The following is a 19,158-nucleotide window of genomic DNA, read 5'->3' as shown; positions in this document are numbered from 1 at the left end:
TACTGCAAAAGTAAAGCTAGTCTATACGCTTTCAAAAATTGAACATGAATTATCTCGCACATATTTATTTATCAGGCGAAAATACTGAGCTTAGAATAGGGAATTTTATAGCAGATTCCGTGCGCGGTAAAAACTTCAAAATGTTTCCAAAGGAGGTTGCTGCTGGAATTATTCTACATAGACATATAGATACGTATACCGATACACACCCAATAGTTAAGGAAAGTAAATCACTTATTAGAGATCAATATGGTCTTTGGAGCAGTGTAATTGTTGACTTATATTATGATCATTTTTTAGCGGCAAATTGGGAAGAATTTCACACTACACCTTTAGAGCAGTTTAGTCTAGAGTTTTATCGAGATCTTAAGGAATATTATCCAGTGCTACCACCGAAAGTTCAACGATTTTTACCTATTATGATGGAGCACAACTGGCTGTTACAGTACGCAACAATAGATGGTATTTCCAGTATATTCTATCAAATGAACAAACGCACAAAAGGAAAAAGTAAAATGAACTTTGCTCCTATTGAACTTGAGGAACATTATGATCTTTTAAAATCTCATTTCTTTTCTTTTATGGAAGAATTAGAGAGTTTCACTCAAATGAAAATTCAAGAAGGATTGATAACAAAAAACCGCTCTTAAAGAGCGGTTTTAATATTTATATTCTATCTAATACAATTATAGATTAGGAATTTTCAATTCTTGACCTGGATGAATCACATCTGGATTTTTAAGAACATCATCATTTGCAGCAAAAATTTGGTGGTATTTCATTGGGTCACCGTAATAGTGTTTTGCAATCTTACTTAAAGACTCACCACTTTCTACTGTGTGATAAGCATATACAGACTCATCTGCAACTTTAATATCAGCCATTATATCAGCTGGTGATTCTCCACCTACCTTTTTAATCTCATCCCAAAGTAAGTTTTTTTCATACTGAGTTTTTGCAGTACCTCTTACTTCTAATTTGTCGCCGTTCACTTGTACGTCGCCGTTCTCGATATTTAGTTTTTCACCTAAATCTAGAACGCTCTGATATTTTTGCTTTACCATTTTAAATTCATTTTTAAATTAGAGATTGAAAGTTACAAAATAAAAAGTCGGACATAAAAAAGTTTTCTAAGAAACTTTAATTGTCGACTAACTACTCTTCTTTCATGGTGTGATACACATTGTTCACATCATCGTCCTCTTCTAACTTTTCTAATAACTTGTCTACATCTTCCCTTTGTTCTTCTGTAAGATCTTTTTGAACAGTTGGGATGTATTCAAAGTCAGAGCTAAGTATCTCTGCACCCATTTCTTCTAGAGCTTTCTGTATAGCACCATAATTTGCAAACTCTGCATAAATCATGATTCCATCTTGAGAGTTTTCATCTTCTTCATCGGCTTCATCTTTGAACAGCTCTTCGGCGCCAAAATCGATAAGCTCTAGTTCCAATTCTTCTAGGTCATAATCGGCAGCAGCAATTCTAAAATGACATTTGTGATCAAACATAAACTCGACACTTCCTGATACGCCTAAACTTCCATTACATTTATTGAAATAACTGCGCACATTGGCAACCGTTCTATTATTATTGTCTGTAGAGGTTTCTACTAGAACAGCAATACCATGCGGTGCATATCCTTCAAATAAGACCGTATCAAAGTTTGCTGTATTCTTGTCAGTTGCTTTTTTAATTGCTCGTTCGATGTTTGCCTTAGGCATGTTCACCGATTTTGCATTTTGAATTACCGCTCTTAATCTAGAATTACTATCAGGATCAGGTCCACCTTCTTTAACTGCTATTACAATGTCCTTTCCTATTTTTGTAAAGGCTTTGGACATAGCACTCCAACGTTTCATTTTACGTGCCTTGCGAAATTCAAATGCTCTTCCCATATTGTTTATTTAAATTATAGGTGTAAAAATAGTGGACTACTGTTTTACACGCAAAGTTTATTTATACTAGGTTTAATCTAATTAAAAGGCATAAAAAAACCGCTTCTCATTAAAGAAGCGGTGCCTTTTATGTATAAAAATCTAAATTAAGATTCTAAGTTTTTCTTCTTAGCTTCTCTTTTCATCTTCATACGTTCCATTGTACTTCCAAAAATCCAGTAAGGAATAATTACTACTGTAAGTAGAATCATCAACCAGAATCCTATTGAAAGTATGATGAAGAATGCACCGAAACCTAAAAATTGATCAAATTCAAACATGTTCTTTAGTTTATTGCTGCAAAGATAAGGGCTTTGTCTTAAAATAGAAAACTACACTTAAGATTTATAAACATTTTATTGTTGATAAACCTGGTGTTAATTCCGCTTTCGCGAAAGCGTAAATACTATCAACCTATACTTTACGGAAATCATTAACCTTACCTTATAAATAGAACTCTAATCAAGTTTTATATTTGTGCAAAATTCAACCCAATGGAATACAGAATAGAAAAAGATACTATGGGACCTGTTGAGGTACCAGCTGATAAATTATGGGGCGCACAAACCCAACGCTCTAGAATGAATTTTAAAATAGGTCCTGCAGGAAGCATGCCGTTAGAAATTGTATATGGATTTGCTTACTTGAAAAAAGCTGCCGCTTATGCAAACTGCGATCTAGGTGTACTAGCCGAAGATAAAAGGGATTTGATAGGTCAAGTATGTGATGAAATTCTAGAAGGTAAACATGATGATCAATTTCCACTAGTTATCTGGCAAACTGGATCTGGTACTCAGTCAAATATGAATGTTAACGAAGTGGTTGCAAATAGAGCTCATCAAATCGCTGGAAAAACAATTGGTGAAGGAGAAAAAACTTTACAACCGAATGATGATGTAAATAAATCTCAATCATCAAACGATACATTCCCTACTGGTATGCATATAGCTTGCTACAAAAAGGTAGTTGAAAATACAATCCCAGGAATTAAACAATTGCGCAATACCCTGCATAATAAGTCTATCGAATTTGATAATGTAGTAAAAATAGGTCGTACCCATTTAATGGATGCTACACCTCTTACATTAGGTCAAGAATTTTCTGGTTATGTAAGTCAACTTGATCACGGAATAATCGCCCTTGAAAACACATTAAAACATCTAAGTGAACTTGCCTTAGGAGGAACTGCTGTAGGTACTGGCTTAAACACTCCTAAAGGTTACGATGTTAAGGTGGCAGAGTACATTGCAGAATTTACTGGACTGCCGTTCATAACTGCAAAAAATAAATTTGAAGCACTAGCAGCACACGATGCTCTTGTTGAAACACATGGTGCTTTAAAACAAATTGCCGTTTCATTGAATAAAATTGCAAACGACATAAGATTAATGGCATCTGGTCCTCGTAGTGGAATAGGTGAAATTATTATACCTGCAAATGAACCAGGAAGTTCAATAATGCCAGGAAAAGTAAACCCTACTCAATGTGAGGCCTTAACAATGGTTTGTGCACAAGTAATGGGAAATGATGTAACGGTTACCGTAGGTGGAACTCAAGGTCATTACGAACTTAATGTTTTTAAACCTGTTATGGCTGCTGCTGTTTTACAAAGTGCAACTTTAATCGGTGATGCCTGTAGAAGTTTTGATGAAAATTGTGCTAGCGGTATTGAACCTAATTATGATAGAATCAAAAATCTATTAGATAATTCGTTAATGCTTGTAACAGCTCTTAATACCAAAATAGGATATTATAAAGCTGCAGAAATAGCAAACAAGGCACACGAAGAAGGCACTACACTTAAAGCCGCTGCCTTATCCCTAGGTTATTTGACCGAAGAGGAGTTTAATGAATGGGTTAAACCAGAAGAAATGGTTGGTCACAGATAGATGACCTTATTCATATTAAAAAGCCGCTAGTTTAATTACTAGCGGCTTTTTATTTATCTAGGCTAAAATTGGTTGTACCTGTCACGTTGTTTTACGAATAAAACCAAAAACAACTATATATAAGTAACAACAAATTGGTAATAACAAGGCCAGATTAAATCCTGAAAAATCAATAAGAGCTCCAAAACAAATCGGTATTATAGCTCCGCCAGCAATAGCTGTACATAATATTCCAGATGCTTTGGCTTTTAAGTCACCTAATCCTTCAAGAGATAATGAAAAGATGGTCGGAAACATTATAGAATTAAAAAGACCTACCAATAAGATCGTCCACATAGACCACAAACCGTCGGTAACAATAGAAAGTAAAATCATAATTACTGCCGAAATTCCAAATCCTATTAAAACATAATGAGGTCGCCAGATACGCGTAAGATAAGAACCTATAAATCGTCCTATCATAGCACCTGTCCAATAAAAGAAAACAAAGGCGCCTACAACAGCTTTGGCATCTACAAGTGCTAGATCATTTTTGCCTAAAATAGTACTAGCGATGGTTTTCATAAATGTGCTATTTTGAATATGTACAGGTAAATCGTTTTCTATAAAATAATTAACCATATAACTACCCAAAGCAACCTCGGCACCTACATACACAAAAATTCCGACTGCTCCTAGCCATATAATAGGTTTAGATAATAATTGTGAATAGGTTCCTTTTTTCTCCTCATTTACTGCTGGTAGCTTTATAAAAATAAATCCTATTACTAATAAAAAAATGAAGCCTGCTACAAGTAAAAATGGACCTTGAACGGCTGTTGCTTCTCTCAGATAGTATTCTTCTTTGGCTACATTTGATAAGGCGTCTATTTCTTTAGAGCTTAATATAGTGTCACTTAATAAGAATGCAGCACCTGCAATAGGTGCAATGGCAGTACCTAATGAATTAAAGGCTTGTGCTAGATTAAGTCTACTACTTGCACCTTTTTCAGGACCTAAAACAGCTACATAGGGATTTGCTGCTACCTGAAGAAAAGTTATTCCTGCTGCCAGCATAAAATAGGCCAGTAAGAATATGCTGAAAAGTCTGTATTCGCTTGCTGGATAAAAGAGCAAACAAGCCAAGGCCATGGTTGATAAGCCAATTATAACTCCTTTTTTATATCCTACCCTATCCAATATAAAACCAGCTGGAATAGAAAAAATGAAGTAAGCTATAAAAAAGGCAAATTGAACTAATCCAGCTTGAAAATAACTAAGCTCAAAAACATCTTTTAATCTAGGTACCAAACTATCTACTAGAACTGTAATAAAACCCCATAGAAAAAACAGAGTAGTTACAATGGCAAAGGCACTAGTGTATTTTTTATCTTGTGCCATATTATGACTTTTTAATGTACGAGTCAGACTCTATTCTTGTATTCTTTTGATCTTTATACTGCATCATAGCAAATCCTGGATGAATACAGTAACTACCTGTTTCACCTTTCTTATTCATGGCTATATAAGCAACTTGAAACTCATTGTAACCGGAATTTTTAGAAACTACTCTTTGTACAGCTTCTTCACAAGCTTCTTGAGGTGATTTTCCTTGACGCATTAATTCAACGATAAGAAAACTTCCTACAGTTTTCATGATTTCTTCGCCCATACCTGTAGCCGCTGCTCCACCTATTTCATTGTCAATAAACAACCCTGATCCTATTATAGGAGAATCTCCTACTCTACCTCGCATTTTATAAGATAATCCCGATGTTGTACAAGCACCTGCAATATCACCGTTAGTATCCATACATAACATTCCTATGGTATCGTGATTTTCAATGTTAATGATAGGCTTGTATTCACTAGTTTTAAGCCATTCTCTATAGGCTCTTTCTGAATTTTCTGTAAGCAAATTTTCTGAGACAAATCCTTTTTCATAAGCTAATTCTTCTGCACCTTTTGCTGCTAGCATTACATGTGGAGTGTCCTCCATAACTACTTTGGCTAGTGCAGCAACATTAGTTATATTTTCCACACAAACTACCGCACCTGCATCTCCATTGCTGTTCATTACGCAAGCGTCTAGTGTGACATTTCCTTCACGGTCTGGTGCACCACCTTTACCAACTGTTGTATTTTTTACGTTCTCTTCTTCGACTGCTACACCTTTTATAGCAGCATCAAGTGCATTGTAACCATTCTCTAAAGCTAGTCCAGCTGTTTCATTGGCTTTGGTAAATCCCCAAGTACATATTGATACAGGTTTTGTTGTGTTTTTCATTGTAGCTGTTTTTTTGGGTTCTACACAACTAAGAACAGTTGCTCCTAGAGATAAAGCGATACTACCTTGGACGCTTTGCTTTATAAATTTTCTTCGTTGCATAAAAGTAATGGTTGATTGTGATTAACTTTCTTTTATTTATTTGATAACAATTTCATCAGTAAAAATCCAAGCTGCACCATCGTACGGATATCCTAAATGCCATTCTGGTAATTTACCATACGTAGTTGCTTTCATTTTTATATATCTCACTTTATTCAAACCAGGAGTTTCATATCTAGGTCTAAAAACGGCAGACTCTTCTTCTCTACCTGTTTCAGGTAACATTTTAAAAGTCTTTTTTAGTAAGTTGTTATTCTCATCATAGAATTCAAAAGTCACATCTTTTGGGTAAAAAATCCAGCTGCGTTGATCCTTTAAAAATCCTGGTGAAATACTATTTATAGATCTTGATTCACCCAAATCAATGGTAACATCCAAATTTTCACCTTGAGTTCCTTGCCATGCTCCAGAGCGAAAATCCTCTGTTCCTTGCATACCATTAATCAAGGCATCATTTCCACCAGCACTGTATTCATTGGCATAGCTGTGATTAAGTGTGATTTTAATATCCTTATTGTATTTATAAAAAGTGGTAGTTACCGCTGGGCTGCTAACACCATCTTTTTTTGAAATAACAGTTAGGTCTCCAGCATTATAAATGGTGATGGGTTTAGAATATTCTTTCCAGCTACTATCGCCCAGCATATAAAACATTTGTGCATTGGACTGTAAAGTGTTAAATTGAACTACGGTGCTATCGGTAAAAGCGATGGAGCCCTTTTCCAAAAATGGTGCTGTAACTATGGGATACTCCTCAATTGCAGATTTTGGCCTGTTAGATTTTTCTACTGCCCAATCTGTAGGTTCTTCACTCATGGTAAATACTAGTGTTCCACCGTTGTTTATTTGTTCATGGGTGATGAACGATTGAGTGTGTGGTTGTAATTCCGCTTTCGCGAAAGCGTAATCAACACTGGCTATATACTTACCACTACCCTTTTTAATAATCGTCAATTTATTCCCATTTTCTAGATGAATGGTAGCCTTATCAAACAAAGGTATCCCGATGATATAGTCATTACTACCAGGTGTCACTGGATAAAAGCCCAGGCTGCTCAATACATACCACGCGCTCATTTGACCACAATCCTCATTTCCAGAAATACCGTCTGGTTCATTTGTATAAAGCGTAGTCAAAATTTCGTGAACCTTTTCTTGCGTTTTATGTGGCTTACCTACAAAATTGTACAAATATGCCATGTGGTGAGACGGCTCGTTACCATGTGCATATTGACCTATAAGCCCAGTAATATCAGCCTGATGTCTACCACTTGTTTCCATGGGCGCGCTGAACATTTGATCCAGATGCTTTTCATAGGCTTCTTCGCCACCCATTAATACAATGTGACCCGAAATGTCTTGTGGTGCGTACAAGCTGTATTGCCATGCGTTAGCTTCGGTATAATTAAAGTTTACTTCTTCTGGTTTAAAAGGTGAGAACCATGTATTACGCTGGCGACCTTGGAAAAATCCCGTAGCTGGATTGTAAAGGTTTTTATAATTCTGTGCTCGTTGTGTGAATAACTTATAATCCTCAGTTTTTCCCAGGTCTTTTGCAACCTGTGCTAGCGTCCAATCATCGTAGGCATATTCCAGTGTTTTAGAAACACTCTCACTTTCTTGTTCTACTGGTATATAGCCTAAAGATTTATAGTGTTTTAGGCCTAGCTTGTCTTGCATAGCGCTGTGTCTCATGGCTTCATAGGCCTTATTCACATCATAGTCTTTAATCCCTTTCATGTAAGCATCTGCTATGATGGGAACGCCGTGATATCCTATCATACAACCCGTGTAATTACCGCTTAAATCCCAAATAGGAAGAATACCGCCTTCGTCATATTTTGCCAGCATGGTACTTACAAAATCGTTAGTACGTTTTTCATCAATGATAGTGTACAATGGATGAGCAGCGCGATAGGTATCCCACATGGAGAAAACAGTGTAATAATTGAATTCATTAGATTGATGAATTTCTAAATCCATCCCGCGATAGCGACCATCAACATCTTGGTACAAATTAGGAGCAATCATTGTATGATACAATGAGGTGTAGAAATTGGTTAGATTATCTTCATTGTCATCTTCAACCACAATTTTTGAGAGTTCTTTTACCCATGTTTCATTGGCCGATTGCTTTATTTCGTCAAAGCTTTTATCGCCTATCTCGGTTTCAAGATTACGTCTAGCGCCAGCTTCATCTACTGGGCTAATTCCTATTTTAATAGTGATAGGTTCGTTGTTTGGATTGTCGAATTCAAGAGCCATCACTTCAGGTGTAACCTCATATTTGGTATTCCAATTCTTAATAGGATGCGACGTTTTCATATAAAAAAACAGCATCTGTTTTGTCGCCCACGCACTAGAAAAACGCTTTCCTTGTACTTCTGTATCTGATAGGATTTGTATATCGTGTTCTAATAGTTTATCACGATGTAAAAGATCAAGGATGACGTAATGGTTATCGGGTTGTTGATTTGTTTCGCTTTCGCGAAAGCTGTATTCATGAATCCCAGCACGTTCCGTCACAGTTAACCGCACATCAATATTTGTGTCATCCAGGTGTACCTCATAATAGCCAGGACTCGCCTTTTCATTGTCGTGAGAAAATGAAGAACGGTACCCTTTTTTACCATCGGCTCCATTGTTGAGTATAGGCTCACGCGTAGGCATCAATAAAATATCACCATAGTCGCTCACGCCGGTACCGCTTAAATGAGTATGAGAAAAACCATAAATTTTATCATCGCTGTAGTGATATCCACTACAACCATCCCATCCATCTAAACGAGTATCTGGTGATAATTGCATCATCCCAAACGGCATTGTTGCACCAGGATAGGTATGTCCATGACCACCAGTTCCTATAAACGGATTGACAAGTGAGGTAAGCTCTTTAGATTGATAAGCAGCAGAAGTCGAAGTGGCGTCTTCTTTACAACATACAAACAATAAAGCAACGCCAATTAAGGTTATAAGTTTTTTCAAAGCTAGTTTTTGATATTGAATTGTTAAAGATAAAGAATATGCTACATAGCAAACTGTTTGATAATCACGGCAGACTGATTTGAAGCATCAAGCTTTTTTACGTAATAAAGTTTAAATTTGATTAGTTATAAATTTGAGATTATGTCTACCACACCAGAACACGATGAACGCATTGCCAAATTAATTTTTGCTTCTGTTTATCCACATTATGTAACTAAAGTTGAAAAGAAAGGCAGGACTAAAGAAGAATTGCACGAAGTAATTCAATGGCTTACTGGCTATAGCGAAAAGGATATAAAAAATAAAATTGCAGAAAAAGTTACGTTTAAAGAGTTTTTTGAAAAAGCCACCATCAACCCTAATGCTGAGTTGATTAAAGGTGTTATTTGTGGATATCGTATTGAGGAAATTCAAACTCCACTTACAAAACAAACTAGATATTTAGACAAATTAGTAGACGAGCTGGCTAAAGGTCGTAAAATGGAAAAGATTTTAAGAGGATAATAATTACTTAATGAATCTAAAACCTTTACTACTCTTTCATTATAAATTGATTCCGTTAAGCTTATTCTTATCTGTATGTATTACTTTATTAGTAGGTAGTTGGAATAGTTTTGGTCAAATCGCGACCTTAGTAGGAGTTTCTACTCACTATGTTCAATATGAATATAGAAAACCAGAAGAATATGCTTTTTATTTTAATCTAGGATGGTCGCGTAAAAGATTGTGGTTATCTACAATCCTATTTTATTTAGTTATTGTTTTGTTGAATGTACTGGTATGGATAATATACTACAGGTAGATAGTGTTGAAAAATCTTTTGGTAATCAAAAATTGTTATCCGACATCTATTTAGGTTGTAAAACTGGCCAAGTCGTCGCGGTAATTGGACGTAATGGCTCAGGTAAATCAACATTATTTAAAATTATTACTGGATTAGAAAAATCAGTTCATTCATTTGTTTCCATAAATGATCGTCCTATAAAAAGTAGCTCTACTATCTCTAAATTCATTAATTACTTGCCGCAACATCATTTTTTACCCAATCAAATAAGAGTAAGAACCATTTTAAAATTGGTTAATTGTAATAAGTTGTTGAATCATAAGTTGATTCAACCTTTTTTAAATAACAAACCAAAAGATCTCTCTGGTGGACAATTAAGACTTATTGAGGTTTTGATAACTATATACCAACCTAAAGCATTTACCATTCTAGACGAGCCCTTTAATGGACTTAGTCCCTTGGTTATTGATGAAATATTCCTTTCTATCAATGAAATGAAAGCACACAAAGGTTTTATACTTTCTGATCATCGATATGAAGACGTTCTCAAAGTTTCTGATCGTATATTTTACCTGAATAATCGACACCTTAAAGAGATAAAATCCAAAAAGGAACTAAAGGGATTATCTTATTTACCCGATTATCTAACAAATTAACAATTCTATAAAATACAGTTTACCTTAGTCTTTTTAACTTGAAATCAAAAATTTTATGCCTTACTTAGAAAAACTTACCGATCAAAAAGATCTAGATGCTAGTATTTATTTTGAAGATCAAGGAGATGGAGATCCTATTATACTCATACACGGCTGGCCATTGAGCGGTGCAATGTGGGAATACCAAGTTCCTGATTTAATAAAAGCCGGATATAGAGTGATAACTTATGATCGCCGTGGTTTTGGCCGCAGTTCTAGACCTTATGAAGGTTACGATTACAAAACTATGGCTAGCGATTTACATGATCTAATTGATCAACTAGAACTTGAAAAAGTTACCCTAATTGGTTTTTCAATGGGTGGTGGCGAGCTAGCACAATACGTTGCCGATTATGGAACCGATAAAATCAATAAACTAATTTTTGTTGCCAGTATAGCACCATTCTTACTTAAAACAGATGATAATCCAACTGGCGCTCCAGATGATGTTTTTAAAGGTATGGAGCAAAATGTGAAACAAGATCGTTTAGGTTTCTTAAAAGAATTTGGTAAAGGGTTTGTGAACTATGAGGACAACAAGGATCGCGTTTCTGAAGGTCAACTTAATTATAATTTCCAAATAGCAGCTCAAGCAAGTCCTAAGGGAACGCTAGATTGTATAGGTGCTTTTGGACGTACTGATTTACGTGAGGCACTTAAAAAAGTAGATGTTCCTACCCTATTCATTCACGGAAGCGCAGATGAAATCGTTCCTATCGAGCCTAGTTCAAAACAAGGGCATTCTTTAGTTAAGGACTCAAAATTAGAAATAATAGAAAACGCGCCACATGGCTTGTATGTGACCCATAAAGAAGAACTTAATAAGCTGCTTCTAAATTTTTTAGATCAATAATAAGTGAGACTTTAAATTAAATAAAAAAGCCGATACTTTAAAAAGTATCGGCTTTTATCATGTCTAATAATCAGGTTATTCCTTGTGCATAAAAGCTTGTTTAGCTTTTAATTCCTCTTCAGTTTCTACAATGTCCTCATCTGGAACACAACAATCCACAGGACAAACTGCAGCACACTGAGGTTCTTCATGAAAACCTACACACTCTGTACATTTATCAGGAACAATATAATAGAACTCATCGCTCACAGGCTCTTGAGTTTCATTTGCATCTACTTCTTTACCGTTAGGTAAAACAATTTGCCCATCCAGGTCGGTACCATCAGCATAGCGCCAGTCATCTGCAGCCTCGTAAATAGCTGTATTTGGACATTCCGGTTCACAAGCGCCGCAATTAATACATTCGTCAGTAATTATGATTGCCATAGCTTTTCTTTACTTTTGCACAAAAATAATGCCCATTGAAATCACTGGCAATTAATACCACGTTAAATGATAGAATTTCCGCTTTCGCGAAAGCGGGACAATTACTATCCTCTTATTTACAACCCGATTCAAACCTTGAATCTTCAAATTCTTGGAATCAACGCATAGAAGAAAGTTTGAAGCAGGCTGAAAGAAAAAACAGCTGGTTCACAAGAGAAAACTTAATTCATGCTATTACCCAATGGTCACAAGCTCTATTACCTGAGAATCTTGAACAATGGACCAATGGATACGATTTAGAAAAGGTTGAAGGTAAAAGAGTAGCCATTATAACAGCTGGAAATATTCCACTTGTTGGATTTCACGATGTTTTATCTGTAATAATAAGTGGTCATCATGCTATCATTAAAAATAGTAGCAATGATGATGTCCTTATACCTTTAATATTGGATATGGCATCTTCACATAAGGAAGACTTAGTTAGCTCGTATAGTTTTGTAAAAGGACAATTACCAGAATACGATGCCGTTATTGCGACAGGAAGCAATAATACATCGAGGTATTTTGAATATTATTTTAAAGGGAAACCGCACATCATAAGAAAAAACCGTAATAGCATAGCGGTAATAACAGGAAAAGAAACTTTAGAGGATATGGAAGCGCTGAGTGAAGATGTATTCAGATACTTTGGCCTAGGTTGTCGTAGCGTAAGCCATCTTAAAGTTCCTAGAGATTACAACTTTGATTTGTTTTTTAATGGCATGTATAAACAGCGCAATTTAATCAAGTTTGAAAAGTACACGAATAATTACGATTACAACAAGGCTGTTTACTTAATGAGTGAATTTGATTTACTTGATAATGAGTTTCTATTAATTAAGGAAGAGAATAAAAGTTTCTCATCGCCTATTGCTTCTTTAGGGTACAGCTATTACGATAATCTTGAACAGGTTGCCGAAGAAATTAATCAGAAAGCAGAAAGTTTGCAATGTGTGGTTATTAATGATGTAGATCGTGAAAAACTAGCTCCTAATTTTAAAGATCTTGAGGCACCTCAATTCGTTAATTTTGGTCAAACCCAGTGTCCTACCTTGAATGATTACGCTGATGGTGTAGATACTATATCGTTTTTGTTGACATTATCTTAAAATCTTATTGGAATTATAACAAGTTTAAACGCTTTGTTTTGCATTTTTGTGTGGTACATTCAAAAACACCATTATGCTTAAGCACAATTTTAGCGCAGGACCTTGTATTTTACCTCAAGAAGTTTTCAAAAAAGCAGCTGCAGCTGTTCTTAATTTTAACGATTTAAGTATTCTAGAAATTTCTCACCGTAGCAAGGATTTTGTTGAGGTGATGGAAAAGGCTCAAAGTTTAGCACTAGAACACCTAGATCTTACGGATAAAGGTTATAAAGCACTCTTTTTAGGTGGTGGCGCAAGTATGCAGTTTTTAATGGTTGCCTATAACTTACTTGAAAGTAAAGCAGCTTATTTAAACACTGGTACATGGTCTACTAAGGCGATTAAGGAAGCAAAATTATTTGGTGATGTGATTGAAGTTGCTTCTTCTAAGGATCAAAATTTCAATTATATACCAAAAGGATACACAGTACCTAGTGATGTTGATTACTTTCATTTTCAAACTAACAATACCATTTTTGGAACTCAGTTAAAGGATGACCCAACTGTAAGTGTTCCTATGGTATGTGATATGAGTAGTGATATTTTTTCACGTAAGCGAGATTTTTCTAAATACGATCTTATTTATGCCGGTGCACAAAAAAATATGGGTCCAGCTGGTACTACTCTTATTGTGGTGAAAGAAGACATATTAGGAAAGGTGTCACGCAGCATTCCTTCCATGCTAGATTATCAAGTCCATATAAGTAAAGACTCTATGTTCAACACACCACCAGTGTTTCCTATCTATGTAAGTATGTTGACGATGCAATGGTTAAAAGATAATGGAGGAATTGAATGGATTGAAAAAATCAATAATGAAAAAGCAGCATTAGTTTATGATGAGATTGATCGCAATGAACTTTTTGAAGGGTTTGTAGCAAATAAAGAAGACAGATCTATGATGAATCTTACCTTTAACTTAGTGAATGAGGATCATAAAGACACCTTCAATAAAATGTGGCAAGAAGCAGGGATTAATGGATTGAATGGTCACAGATCTGTAGGTGGTTATAGAGCAAGTATGTATAACGCTCTTACTTTAGAGAGCGCTCAGACTCTTGTAGATGTAATGAAAGAATTAGAACGTAAAGCATAATTAGTCCCAATAATTGAACAAATAAATTAAGAATGAGCAAAAAAGTATTAGCTAACGACGGTATCTCTCAAAGCGGAATCAACGAATTAGAAAAAGCTGGCTATGAGGTGATCACAACAAATGTAGCTCAAGACCAATTAGTTAACTACATCAACAATAATGATGTAAGTGTTATACTGGTGCGTAGTGCGACTAAAGTACGTAAAGATATTATCGATAATTGTCCAAGCCTTAAAATTATAGGCCGTGGTGGAGTAGGAATGGATAATATAGATGTGGAGTATGCACGTGATAAAGGACTTAAGGTGATTAATACACCAGCTGCAAGTAGCGCTAGTGTTGCCGAACTTGTTTTTGCACACTTATATGGTGGTGTACGTTTTCTATATGATGCAAATCGTAACATGCCATTAGAAGGTGATGAAAATTTCAAAGGGCTTAAAAAACAATATGCCAAAGGTGTAGAATTACGTGGAAAAACGATTGGAATAATCGGTTTAGGTCGTATAGGTCAAGAAGTTGCAAAAATTGCAGCAGGAATAGGGATGAATGTTGTAGGATATGATCATAATGCTACAACAAATCCAAAAGTAAGTTGGGACCTTTTTGATGGGCAATCTGTTACCGTAGAAATTCCGTTGTTAGAGAAAGAAGACGTTATTAAGAATGCAGACTTTATAACTCTTCACGTGCCAGCTCAATCGGAATATGTTTTAGGAACTAAAGAATTTCAAATGATGAAAAAAGGAGCGGCTGTGGTAAATGCTGCTCGTGGTGGCGTTTTAGATGAAGTAGCTCTTGTAGAAGCTTTAGAAAACGAGCACTTGTCTTTTGCTGCACTAGATGTTTTTGAAAAAGAACCTAAACCAGAGGTGCAATTACTCATGAATAGTAAACTATCATTAAGTCCTCATATTGGTGCTGCTACTAATGAAGCTCAAGACCGAATAGGAGTTGAACTTGCTGATCAAATTAAAGCAATATTAGGATAATAATATATCTAATAACCAATAAAAACCCCATTCATAGTAGCTTTATGAATGGGGTTTTCTTCTAGAAATCAAAAATTTAAAGTTTAATTCTTTGATGCTTCAAATGTCATTTTGTTATACTTAGTAATGTGTAACGATTTTGAAAAATTGAGTAAAAACTTAATCGTTTCTTTGCTCGGTCCAGTAGGTTTCACTTGTTCTGGTAATGATTCATTGTAAAGTTTTGCCATGAGCGTTAATATGTTTATTCTCTTTTTTAACGTCCATATTTTCACAATATTATAATCAGTACCGTATTTTTTTCATTTTAACGTAACCTTAATTATCTGTTAGTATAATATTGTGCTGTTCAATTATTTTTCTCAAGTTGATAAGAGCATACCTCATTCTACCGAGAGCCGTATTAATGCTTACCTCAGTTTGTTCGGCGATTTCTTTGAAAGACATTTCCTTGTAGATACGCATTTTAAGAACTTGTTTTTGATCTTCTGGTAATTCTTCGACTAATCGCTTTACATCGGCATGTACTTGAGAGAGTATCATCTCAGTTTCTGTAGAATCAGCGCCATTACTGATTACATCAAATATGTCAAAATCATTTCTAGATTGAAATTTTGGCATACGCTTGTTTTTACGGAAATGGTCTATCACTAAATTGTGCGCTATACGCATTACCCATGGTAAAAACTTACCTTCTTCGTTATACTTTCCCTTTTTTAAAGTACGTATTACTTTAATGAAAGTATCTTGAAAAACATCTTCAGTAATGTCTTTATCCATTACTTTAGAAAAAATAAAACTGTAGATTTTTTGTTTATGTCGGTTTATTAGAACCTCTAGCGCGTATTCCTTACCTTCTATATACTGTCTAACCAAAACAGCATCCTGAACATTTTCCATTCTCATAGTACAACTACTTTAAAGTGAGTTATTTTGTTATAACTCGTATCGTTAATGTGATTTAAAGTAAAATTGTATCTATAGGCAGTTGTTCAATTGTATTCGGCTAATATATAAACTTTTATAAAACAAATGCAAAAATTTGGACCAACTTTTAACAAATTAATAGATGCATCACAATTTATATTAGTTTAAGTAGGGTGTATTTTTGTAGTATGTCAAAGACTGAATTTTTTGAAGAAATAGATACTCTTAATCCAAAGGAGAATATTTTAATTAAAGGAGCACAACTTCACAACTTAAAAAATATTAATGTAGTCATACCACGTAATAAGCTGGTAGTCATTACCGGTTTATCAGGTAGTGGTAAATCTTCTCTTGCTTTTGACACATTATATGCAGAAGGACAACGTAGGTATGTTGAAAGTTTATCCTCATACGCAAGACAATTTTTAGGACGTCTAAACAAGCCTAAAGTCGAATATATCAAGGGTATTGCTCCGGCAGTAGCTATTGAACAAAAAGTAAATTCAACAAATCCTAGAAGTACGGTAGGGACAACCACAGAAATCTACGATTATTTAAAATTACTATATGCTCGTGTAGGACGCACCTACTCTCCTATTTCTGGGAATGAGGTAAAAAAAGATACTGTAAGCGATGTAATCGATTACGTAAAAAAGCAAGAAAATGGTAGTAGAATGCTTCTCACAACACCATTGATTGTCAAAGGTAAACGCTCGGTCAAAGAGCAAATAGAAGTATTACAGCAACAAGGATATACTAGATTAAAAATAAATGATACCGTTTATCGAATAGACGATGAAAATCTTACTTATAAAGAAAAGGATTCTTTGAGGATTGTTGTAGATAGAATTGTTAAAAAGGATGATGAAGATTTTTATAACAGACTAGCCGATTCTGTTTCAACCGCCTTTTTCGAAGGAAAAGGAACAGCTTATATAGAACATGTAAAACAAGATAAGGAGCACATGTTTAGTAATGCTTTTGAATTAGATGGCATGGAGTTTCTAGAACCTAATGTACATTTATTCAGTTTTAATAATCCTTATGGAGCTTGTCCTAAATGTGAAGGCTATGGTGATGTAATAGGTATTGATGAGGATCTTGTTATTCCTAATACAGCACTATCTGTTTATGAAGGAGCAGTATTCCCTTGGAAAGGGGAAAGCATGTCCTATTATAAAAATCAATTAATTAAAAATGCATCAAAATTCAATTTCCCAATTCACCGTCCTTGGTTTGAGTTAACAGAAATGCAAAAAAATATAGTTTGGGAAGGAAATAAGTACTTTGAAGGAATTAATGACTTCTTTAGCGAGCTAGAAGCCAAAGCGTACAAAATTCAAAATCGTGTGATGCTATCACGCTATCGTGGAAAAACAAAATGCTCACAATGTCATGGAACGAGATTACGTAAAGAGGCTAACTATGTAAAAATTGATGATAAAACTATTACAGATCTTGTCACGTTACCCATCAAGGAATTAATTCCGTTTTTTGATCAATTACAACTTTCAGAACATGATGCTAAAATTGCCGAAAGACTCCTTATAGAAATAAATAGTCGTTTACAATTTTTGAGTGATGTAGGTCTAGATTACCTTACCTTGAATCGTAAATCAAATTCTTTATCTGGTGGAGAAAGCCAGCGCATTAATCTCGCTACGAGTTTAGGTAGTAGTTTAGTTGGTAGCATGTACATTCTAGATGAGCCCAGTATAGGATTGCACCCTAAAGACACCACTCAATTAATTAAAGTTCTCAAAAATCTAAGAGACTTAGGAAATACAGTCATCGTAGTAGAACATGATGAGGAAATCATGCAAGCAGCCGATGAAATTATCGATATAGGTCCAGAGGCAGGAACCTACGGTGGTGAAGTGGTAGCTACTGGAACACTAAAAGAAATTTTAAATCAAAACAGTCTAACGGCACAGTACCTAAATGAATCACTAGAGATTCCTGTACCTAGCAAACGTAGGTCCTTCAAGTACTACATAGATATAAAAGGTGCCAGACAAAACAATCTTAAAAACATTGATGTTAAGTTTCCGCTAGGAGTTCTTACTATGGTTACTGGTGTAAGCGGTAGTGGTAAATCTACATTAGTGAAACAAATATTATATCCAGCTATTCTTAAAAAATTAGGTGGTTATGGTAAAAAGGCAGGGCATTTCACAAGTATAGAAGGAAAATTTGAAAATGTAAAAACTGTAGAATTTGTTGATCAAAACCCAATAGGTCGTAGCTCTCGCTCTAATCCTGTTACTTACATAAAGGCTTACGATGATATTAGAAACTTATTTGCAACCCAAAAGGTTTCAAAAATTCGCAATTACAAACCCAAACATTTTTCATTTAATGTAGAAGGTGGTCGTTGTGAAACTTGTAAAGGTGAAGGAGAAGTAACCATTGAAATGCAGTTCATGGCCGATGTCACCTTACAATGTGAAACATGCAATGGTAAACGGTTTAAAAAAGAAATTCTAGAAGTAGAATTTGAAGGTAAAAACATTCACGACATTCTTAATATGACAATAAGTGATGCCGTTGCGTTTTTCAAAACTAACAAGCAAGATAAAGTTGCAAAAAAATTACAACCACTGTTAGATGTAGGTTTAGGATATGTAACCCTAGGACAAAGTAGTTCTACCCTATCTGGTGGTGAGGCACAACGTATTAAACTTGCAAGCTTCCTCGTTAAAGGAACCACTGCAGATAAAACGTTATTCATCTTTGACGAACCTACTACCGGTCTTCATTTTCATGATATCAATAAATTATTGGACAGTTTTAATGCTCTTATTGACAAAGGACATTCTGTTATCGTAATTGAACATAATATGGATTTAGTAAAATGCGCCGATTTTGTTATTGATCTAGGTCCCGATGGTGGTAAACAAGGAGGTAATCTAGTAGCATTTGGTACTCCAGAAGAAGTTGCTCAGGTAAAAGAAAGTCATACCGCACCTTATATTTCTCAAAAATTGAAGTAACTCTACTTGTTAGGTTATTATAATTGCG

The 19,158-nt window shown here is 35.1% G+C and carries 19 protein-coding genes; 10 read left to right on the top strand and 9 right to left on the bottom strand.

The annotated features are described in order from the left end of the window. The first annotated feature begins 44 nt into the window (after nucleotides 1–44). Nucleotides 45–650: an ACP phosphodiesterase gene (locus tag HCN53_RS02520; RefSeq protein ID WP_167341915.1), complete on the top strand. Its 606-nt coding sequence runs from the start codon at nucleotides 45–47 to the stop codon at nucleotides 648–650. A 36-nt stretch (nucleotides 651–686) separates the two neighbouring features. On the opposite strand, the gene HCN53_RS02515 is transcribed toward HCN53_RS02520, so the two are convergent. The 3 genes from HCN53_RS02515 to HCN53_RS02505 form a co-directional block, all read right to left on the bottom strand. Continuing rightward, nucleotides 687–1,064 carry a LysM peptidoglycan-binding domain-containing protein gene (locus HCN53_RS02515; RefSeq protein ID WP_105018891.1) on the bottom strand — a complete coding sequence of 126 codons (378 nt, stop codon included), beginning with the start codon at nucleotides 1,062–1,064 and terminating at the stop codon, nucleotides 687–689. A 91-nt stretch (nucleotides 1,065–1,155) separates the two neighbouring features. Beyond that, on the bottom strand, nucleotides 1,156–1,896 hold the full coding sequence (locus HCN53_RS02510) for a YebC/PmpR family DNA-binding transcriptional regulator (protein ID WP_060522580.1): 741 nt from the start codon (nucleotides 1,894–1,896) through the stop codon (nucleotides 1,156–1,158). A gap of 146 nt (nucleotides 1,897–2,042) precedes the next feature. Beyond that, on the bottom strand, nucleotides 2,043–2,216 hold the full coding sequence (locus HCN53_RS02505; RefSeq protein WP_167341914.1) for a hypothetical protein: 174 nt from the start codon (nucleotides 2,214–2,216) through the stop codon (nucleotides 2,043–2,045). Nucleotides 2,217–2,429: 213 nt separating this feature from the next. Between HCN53_RS02505 and fumC the strand changes: the two genes are divergently transcribed. Continuing rightward, on the top strand, nucleotides 2,430–3,824 hold the full coding sequence (gene fumC, locus HCN53_RS02500; RefSeq protein WP_167341913.1) for a class II fumarate hydratase: 1,395 nt from the start codon (nucleotides 2,430–2,432) through the stop codon (nucleotides 3,822–3,824). Nucleotides 3,825–3,905: 81 nt separating this feature from the next. On the opposite strand, the gene HCN53_RS02495 is transcribed toward fumC, so the two are convergent. From HCN53_RS02495 to HCN53_RS02485, 3 genes are read right to left on the bottom strand one after another with little or no spacing between them, the layout of a single operon-like run. Next, a complete protein-coding gene (locus HCN53_RS02495) occupies nucleotides 3,906–5,204 on the bottom strand; it encodes a sugar MFS transporter (RefSeq protein ID WP_167341912.1) in 1,299 nt (432 codons plus the stop codon). Nucleotide 5,205: 1 nt separating this feature from the next. Next, nucleotides 5,206–6,192 (bottom strand): isoaspartyl peptidase/L-asparaginase family protein, encoded by a 987-nt coding sequence (locus HCN53_RS02490; protein ID WP_167341911.1) that lies wholly within the window; start codon nucleotides 6,190–6,192, stop codon nucleotides 5,206–5,208. A gap of 36 nt (nucleotides 6,193–6,228) precedes the next feature. Continuing rightward, on the bottom strand, nucleotides 6,229–9,177 hold the full coding sequence (locus tag HCN53_RS02485; RefSeq protein ID WP_240919378.1) for a GH92 family glycosyl hydrolase: 2,949 nt from the start codon (nucleotides 9,175–9,177) through the stop codon (nucleotides 6,229–6,231). Nucleotides 9,178–9,318: 141 nt separating this feature from the next. Here HCN53_RS02485 and HCN53_RS02480 point away from each other — a divergent pair, with 141 nt between their 5' ends. From HCN53_RS02480 to HCN53_RS02465, 4 genes are read left to right on the top strand one after another with little or no spacing between them, the layout of a single operon-like run. Further along, nucleotides 9,319–9,681: a DUF2200 domain-containing protein gene (locus HCN53_RS02480; protein WP_105018887.1), complete on the top strand. Its 363-nt coding sequence runs from the start codon at nucleotides 9,319–9,321 to the stop codon at nucleotides 9,679–9,681. 10 nt (nucleotides 9,682–9,691) lie between these two features. After that, nucleotides 9,692–9,979, top strand: a complete 288-nt coding sequence (locus tag HCN53_RS02475; RefSeq protein WP_085774614.1) for a hypothetical protein — start codon at nucleotides 9,692–9,694, stop codon at nucleotides 9,977–9,979. Then, on the top strand, nucleotides 9,958–10,617 hold the full coding sequence (locus HCN53_RS02470; protein WP_167341910.1) for an ATP-binding cassette domain-containing protein: 660 nt from the start codon (nucleotides 9,958–9,960) through the stop codon (nucleotides 10,615–10,617). Before HCN53_RS02475 ends, HCN53_RS02470 begins: the two co-directional genes overlap by 22 nt. Nucleotides 10,618–10,672: 55 nt before the next feature. Beyond that, nucleotides 10,673–11,509 (top strand): alpha/beta fold hydrolase, encoded by an 837-nt coding sequence (locus HCN53_RS02465; protein ID WP_167341909.1) that lies wholly within the window; start codon nucleotides 10,673–10,675, stop codon nucleotides 11,507–11,509. A 75-nt stretch (nucleotides 11,510–11,584) separates the two neighbouring features. Here HCN53_RS02465 and HCN53_RS02460 read toward each other — a convergent pair whose 3' ends face one another. Then, nucleotides 11,585–11,935: a 4Fe-4S dicluster domain-containing protein gene (locus tag HCN53_RS02460; RefSeq protein WP_042278672.1), complete on the bottom strand. Its 351-nt coding sequence runs from the start codon at nucleotides 11,933–11,935 to the stop codon at nucleotides 11,585–11,587. A 35-nt stretch (nucleotides 11,936–11,970) separates the two neighbouring features. Between HCN53_RS02460 and HCN53_RS02455 the strand changes: the two genes are divergently transcribed. The 3 genes from HCN53_RS02455 to HCN53_RS02445 all read left to right on the top strand — a co-directional run bounded on the left by HCN53_RS02455 (nucleotide 11,971) and on the right by HCN53_RS02445 (nucleotide 15,210). Beyond that, entirely contained in the window at nucleotides 11,971–13,083 is a 1,113-nt protein-coding gene (locus HCN53_RS02455) for an acyl-CoA reductase (RefSeq protein WP_167341908.1), read from the top strand. 73 nt (nucleotides 13,084–13,156) lie between these two features. Further along, on the top strand, nucleotides 13,157–14,218 hold the full coding sequence (gene serC / locus HCN53_RS02450) for a 3-phosphoserine/phosphohydroxythreonine transaminase (protein WP_167341907.1): 1,062 nt from the start codon (nucleotides 13,157–13,159) through the stop codon (nucleotides 14,216–14,218). Nucleotides 14,219–14,250: 32 nt separating this feature from the next. Next, complete coding sequence (locus HCN53_RS02445) at nucleotides 14,251–15,210, top strand: D-2-hydroxyacid dehydrogenase (protein WP_042278669.1); 960 nt, start codon at nucleotides 14,251–14,253, stop codon at nucleotides 15,208–15,210. Between the two features lie 83 nt (nucleotides 15,211–15,293). Here the strand turns inward: HCN53_RS02445 and HCN53_RS02440 are convergent, their stop codons facing one another. Both HCN53_RS02440 and HCN53_RS02435 read right to left on the bottom strand, forming a co-directional pair. Continuing rightward, nucleotides 15,294–15,440 (bottom strand): hypothetical protein, encoded by a 147-nt coding sequence (locus HCN53_RS02440; protein WP_167341906.1) that lies wholly within the window; start codon nucleotides 15,438–15,440, stop codon nucleotides 15,294–15,296. Between the two features lie 88 nt (nucleotides 15,441–15,528). Further along, nucleotides 15,529–16,116, bottom strand: a complete 588-nt coding sequence (locus tag HCN53_RS02435; protein WP_042278668.1) for an RNA polymerase sigma factor — start codon at nucleotides 16,114–16,116, stop codon at nucleotides 15,529–15,531. A 209-nt stretch (nucleotides 16,117–16,325) separates the two neighbouring features. On the opposite strand from HCN53_RS02435, the gene uvrA reads away from it, so the two are divergent. After that, a complete protein-coding gene (uvrA, locus tag HCN53_RS02430; protein ID WP_167341905.1) occupies nucleotides 16,326–19,130 on the top strand; it encodes an excinuclease ABC subunit UvrA in 2,805 nt (934 codons plus the stop codon). The last annotated feature ends 28 nt before the right edge of the window (nucleotides 19,131–19,158 follow it).

This window comes from Nonlabens sp. SY33080 (assembly GCF_011784885.1).
GTDB lineage: Bacteria > Bacteroidota > Bacteroidia > Flavobacteriales > Flavobacteriaceae > Nonlabens > Nonlabens tegetincola.
Note: the sequence above shows the minus strand (reverse complement) of the source record. Positions and strands in the feature narration are given on the sequence as shown.

What these genes read in the sequence shown, in the direction of transcription:
- HCN53_RS02520 (WP_167341915.1), top strand. Translation starts at nt 45, where the DNA reads ATGAATTATCTCGCACATATTTATTTATCAGGCGAAAATACTGAGCTT.
- HCN53_RS02515 (WP_105018891.1), bottom strand. Translation starts at nt 1,064, where the DNA reads ATGGTAAAGCAAAAATATCAGAGCGTTCTAGATTTAGGTGAAAAACTA.
- HCN53_RS02510 (WP_060522580.1), bottom strand. Translation starts at nt 1,896, where the DNA reads ATGGGAAGAGCATTTGAATTTCGCAAGGCACGTAAAATGAAACGTTGG.
- HCN53_RS02505 (WP_167341914.1), bottom strand. Translation starts at nt 2,216, where the DNA reads ATGTTTGAATTTGATCAATTTTTAGGTTTCGGTGCATTCTTCATCATA.
- fumC (WP_167341913.1), top strand. Translation starts at nt 2,430, where the DNA reads ATGGAATACAGAATAGAAAAAGATACTATGGGACCTGTTGAGGTACCA.
- HCN53_RS02495 (WP_167341912.1), bottom strand. Translation starts at nt 5,204, where the DNA reads ATGGCACAAGATAAAAAATACACTAGTGCCTTTGCCATTGTAACTACT.
- HCN53_RS02490 (WP_167341911.1), bottom strand. Translation starts at nt 6,192, where the DNA reads ATGCAACGAAGAAAATTTATAAAGCAAAGCGTCCAAGGTAGTATCGCT.
- HCN53_RS02480 (WP_105018887.1), top strand. Translation starts at nt 9,319, where the DNA reads ATGTCTACCACACCAGAACACGATGAACGCATTGCCAAATTAATTTTT.
- HCN53_RS02475 (WP_085774614.1), top strand. Translation starts at nt 9,692, where the DNA reads ATGAATCTAAAACCTTTACTACTCTTTCATTATAAATTGATTCCGTTA.
- HCN53_RS02470 (WP_167341910.1), top strand. Translation starts at nt 9,958, where the DNA reads ATGGATAATATACTACAGGTAGATAGTGTTGAAAAATCTTTTGGTAAT.
- HCN53_RS02465 (WP_167341909.1), top strand. Translation starts at nt 10,673, where the DNA reads ATGCCTTACTTAGAAAAACTTACCGATCAAAAAGATCTAGATGCTAGT.
- HCN53_RS02460 (WP_042278672.1), bottom strand. Translation starts at nt 11,935, where the DNA reads ATGGCAATCATAATTACTGACGAATGTATTAATTGCGGCGCTTGTGAA.
- serC (WP_167341907.1), top strand. Translation starts at nt 13,157, where the DNA reads ATGCTTAAGCACAATTTTAGCGCAGGACCTTGTATTTTACCTCAAGAA.
- HCN53_RS02445 (WP_042278669.1), top strand. Translation starts at nt 14,251, where the DNA reads ATGAGCAAAAAAGTATTAGCTAACGACGGTATCTCTCAAAGCGGAATC.
- HCN53_RS02440 (WP_167341906.1), bottom strand. Translation starts at nt 15,440, where the DNA reads ATGGCAAAACTTTACAATGAATCATTACCAGAACAAGTGAAACCTACT.
- HCN53_RS02435 (WP_042278668.1), bottom strand. Translation starts at nt 16,116, where the DNA reads ATGAGAATGGAAAATGTTCAGGATGCTGTTTTGGTTAGACAGTATATA.
- uvrA (WP_167341905.1), top strand. Translation starts at nt 16,326, where the DNA reads ATGTCAAAGACTGAATTTTTTGAAGAAATAGATACTCTTAATCCAAAG.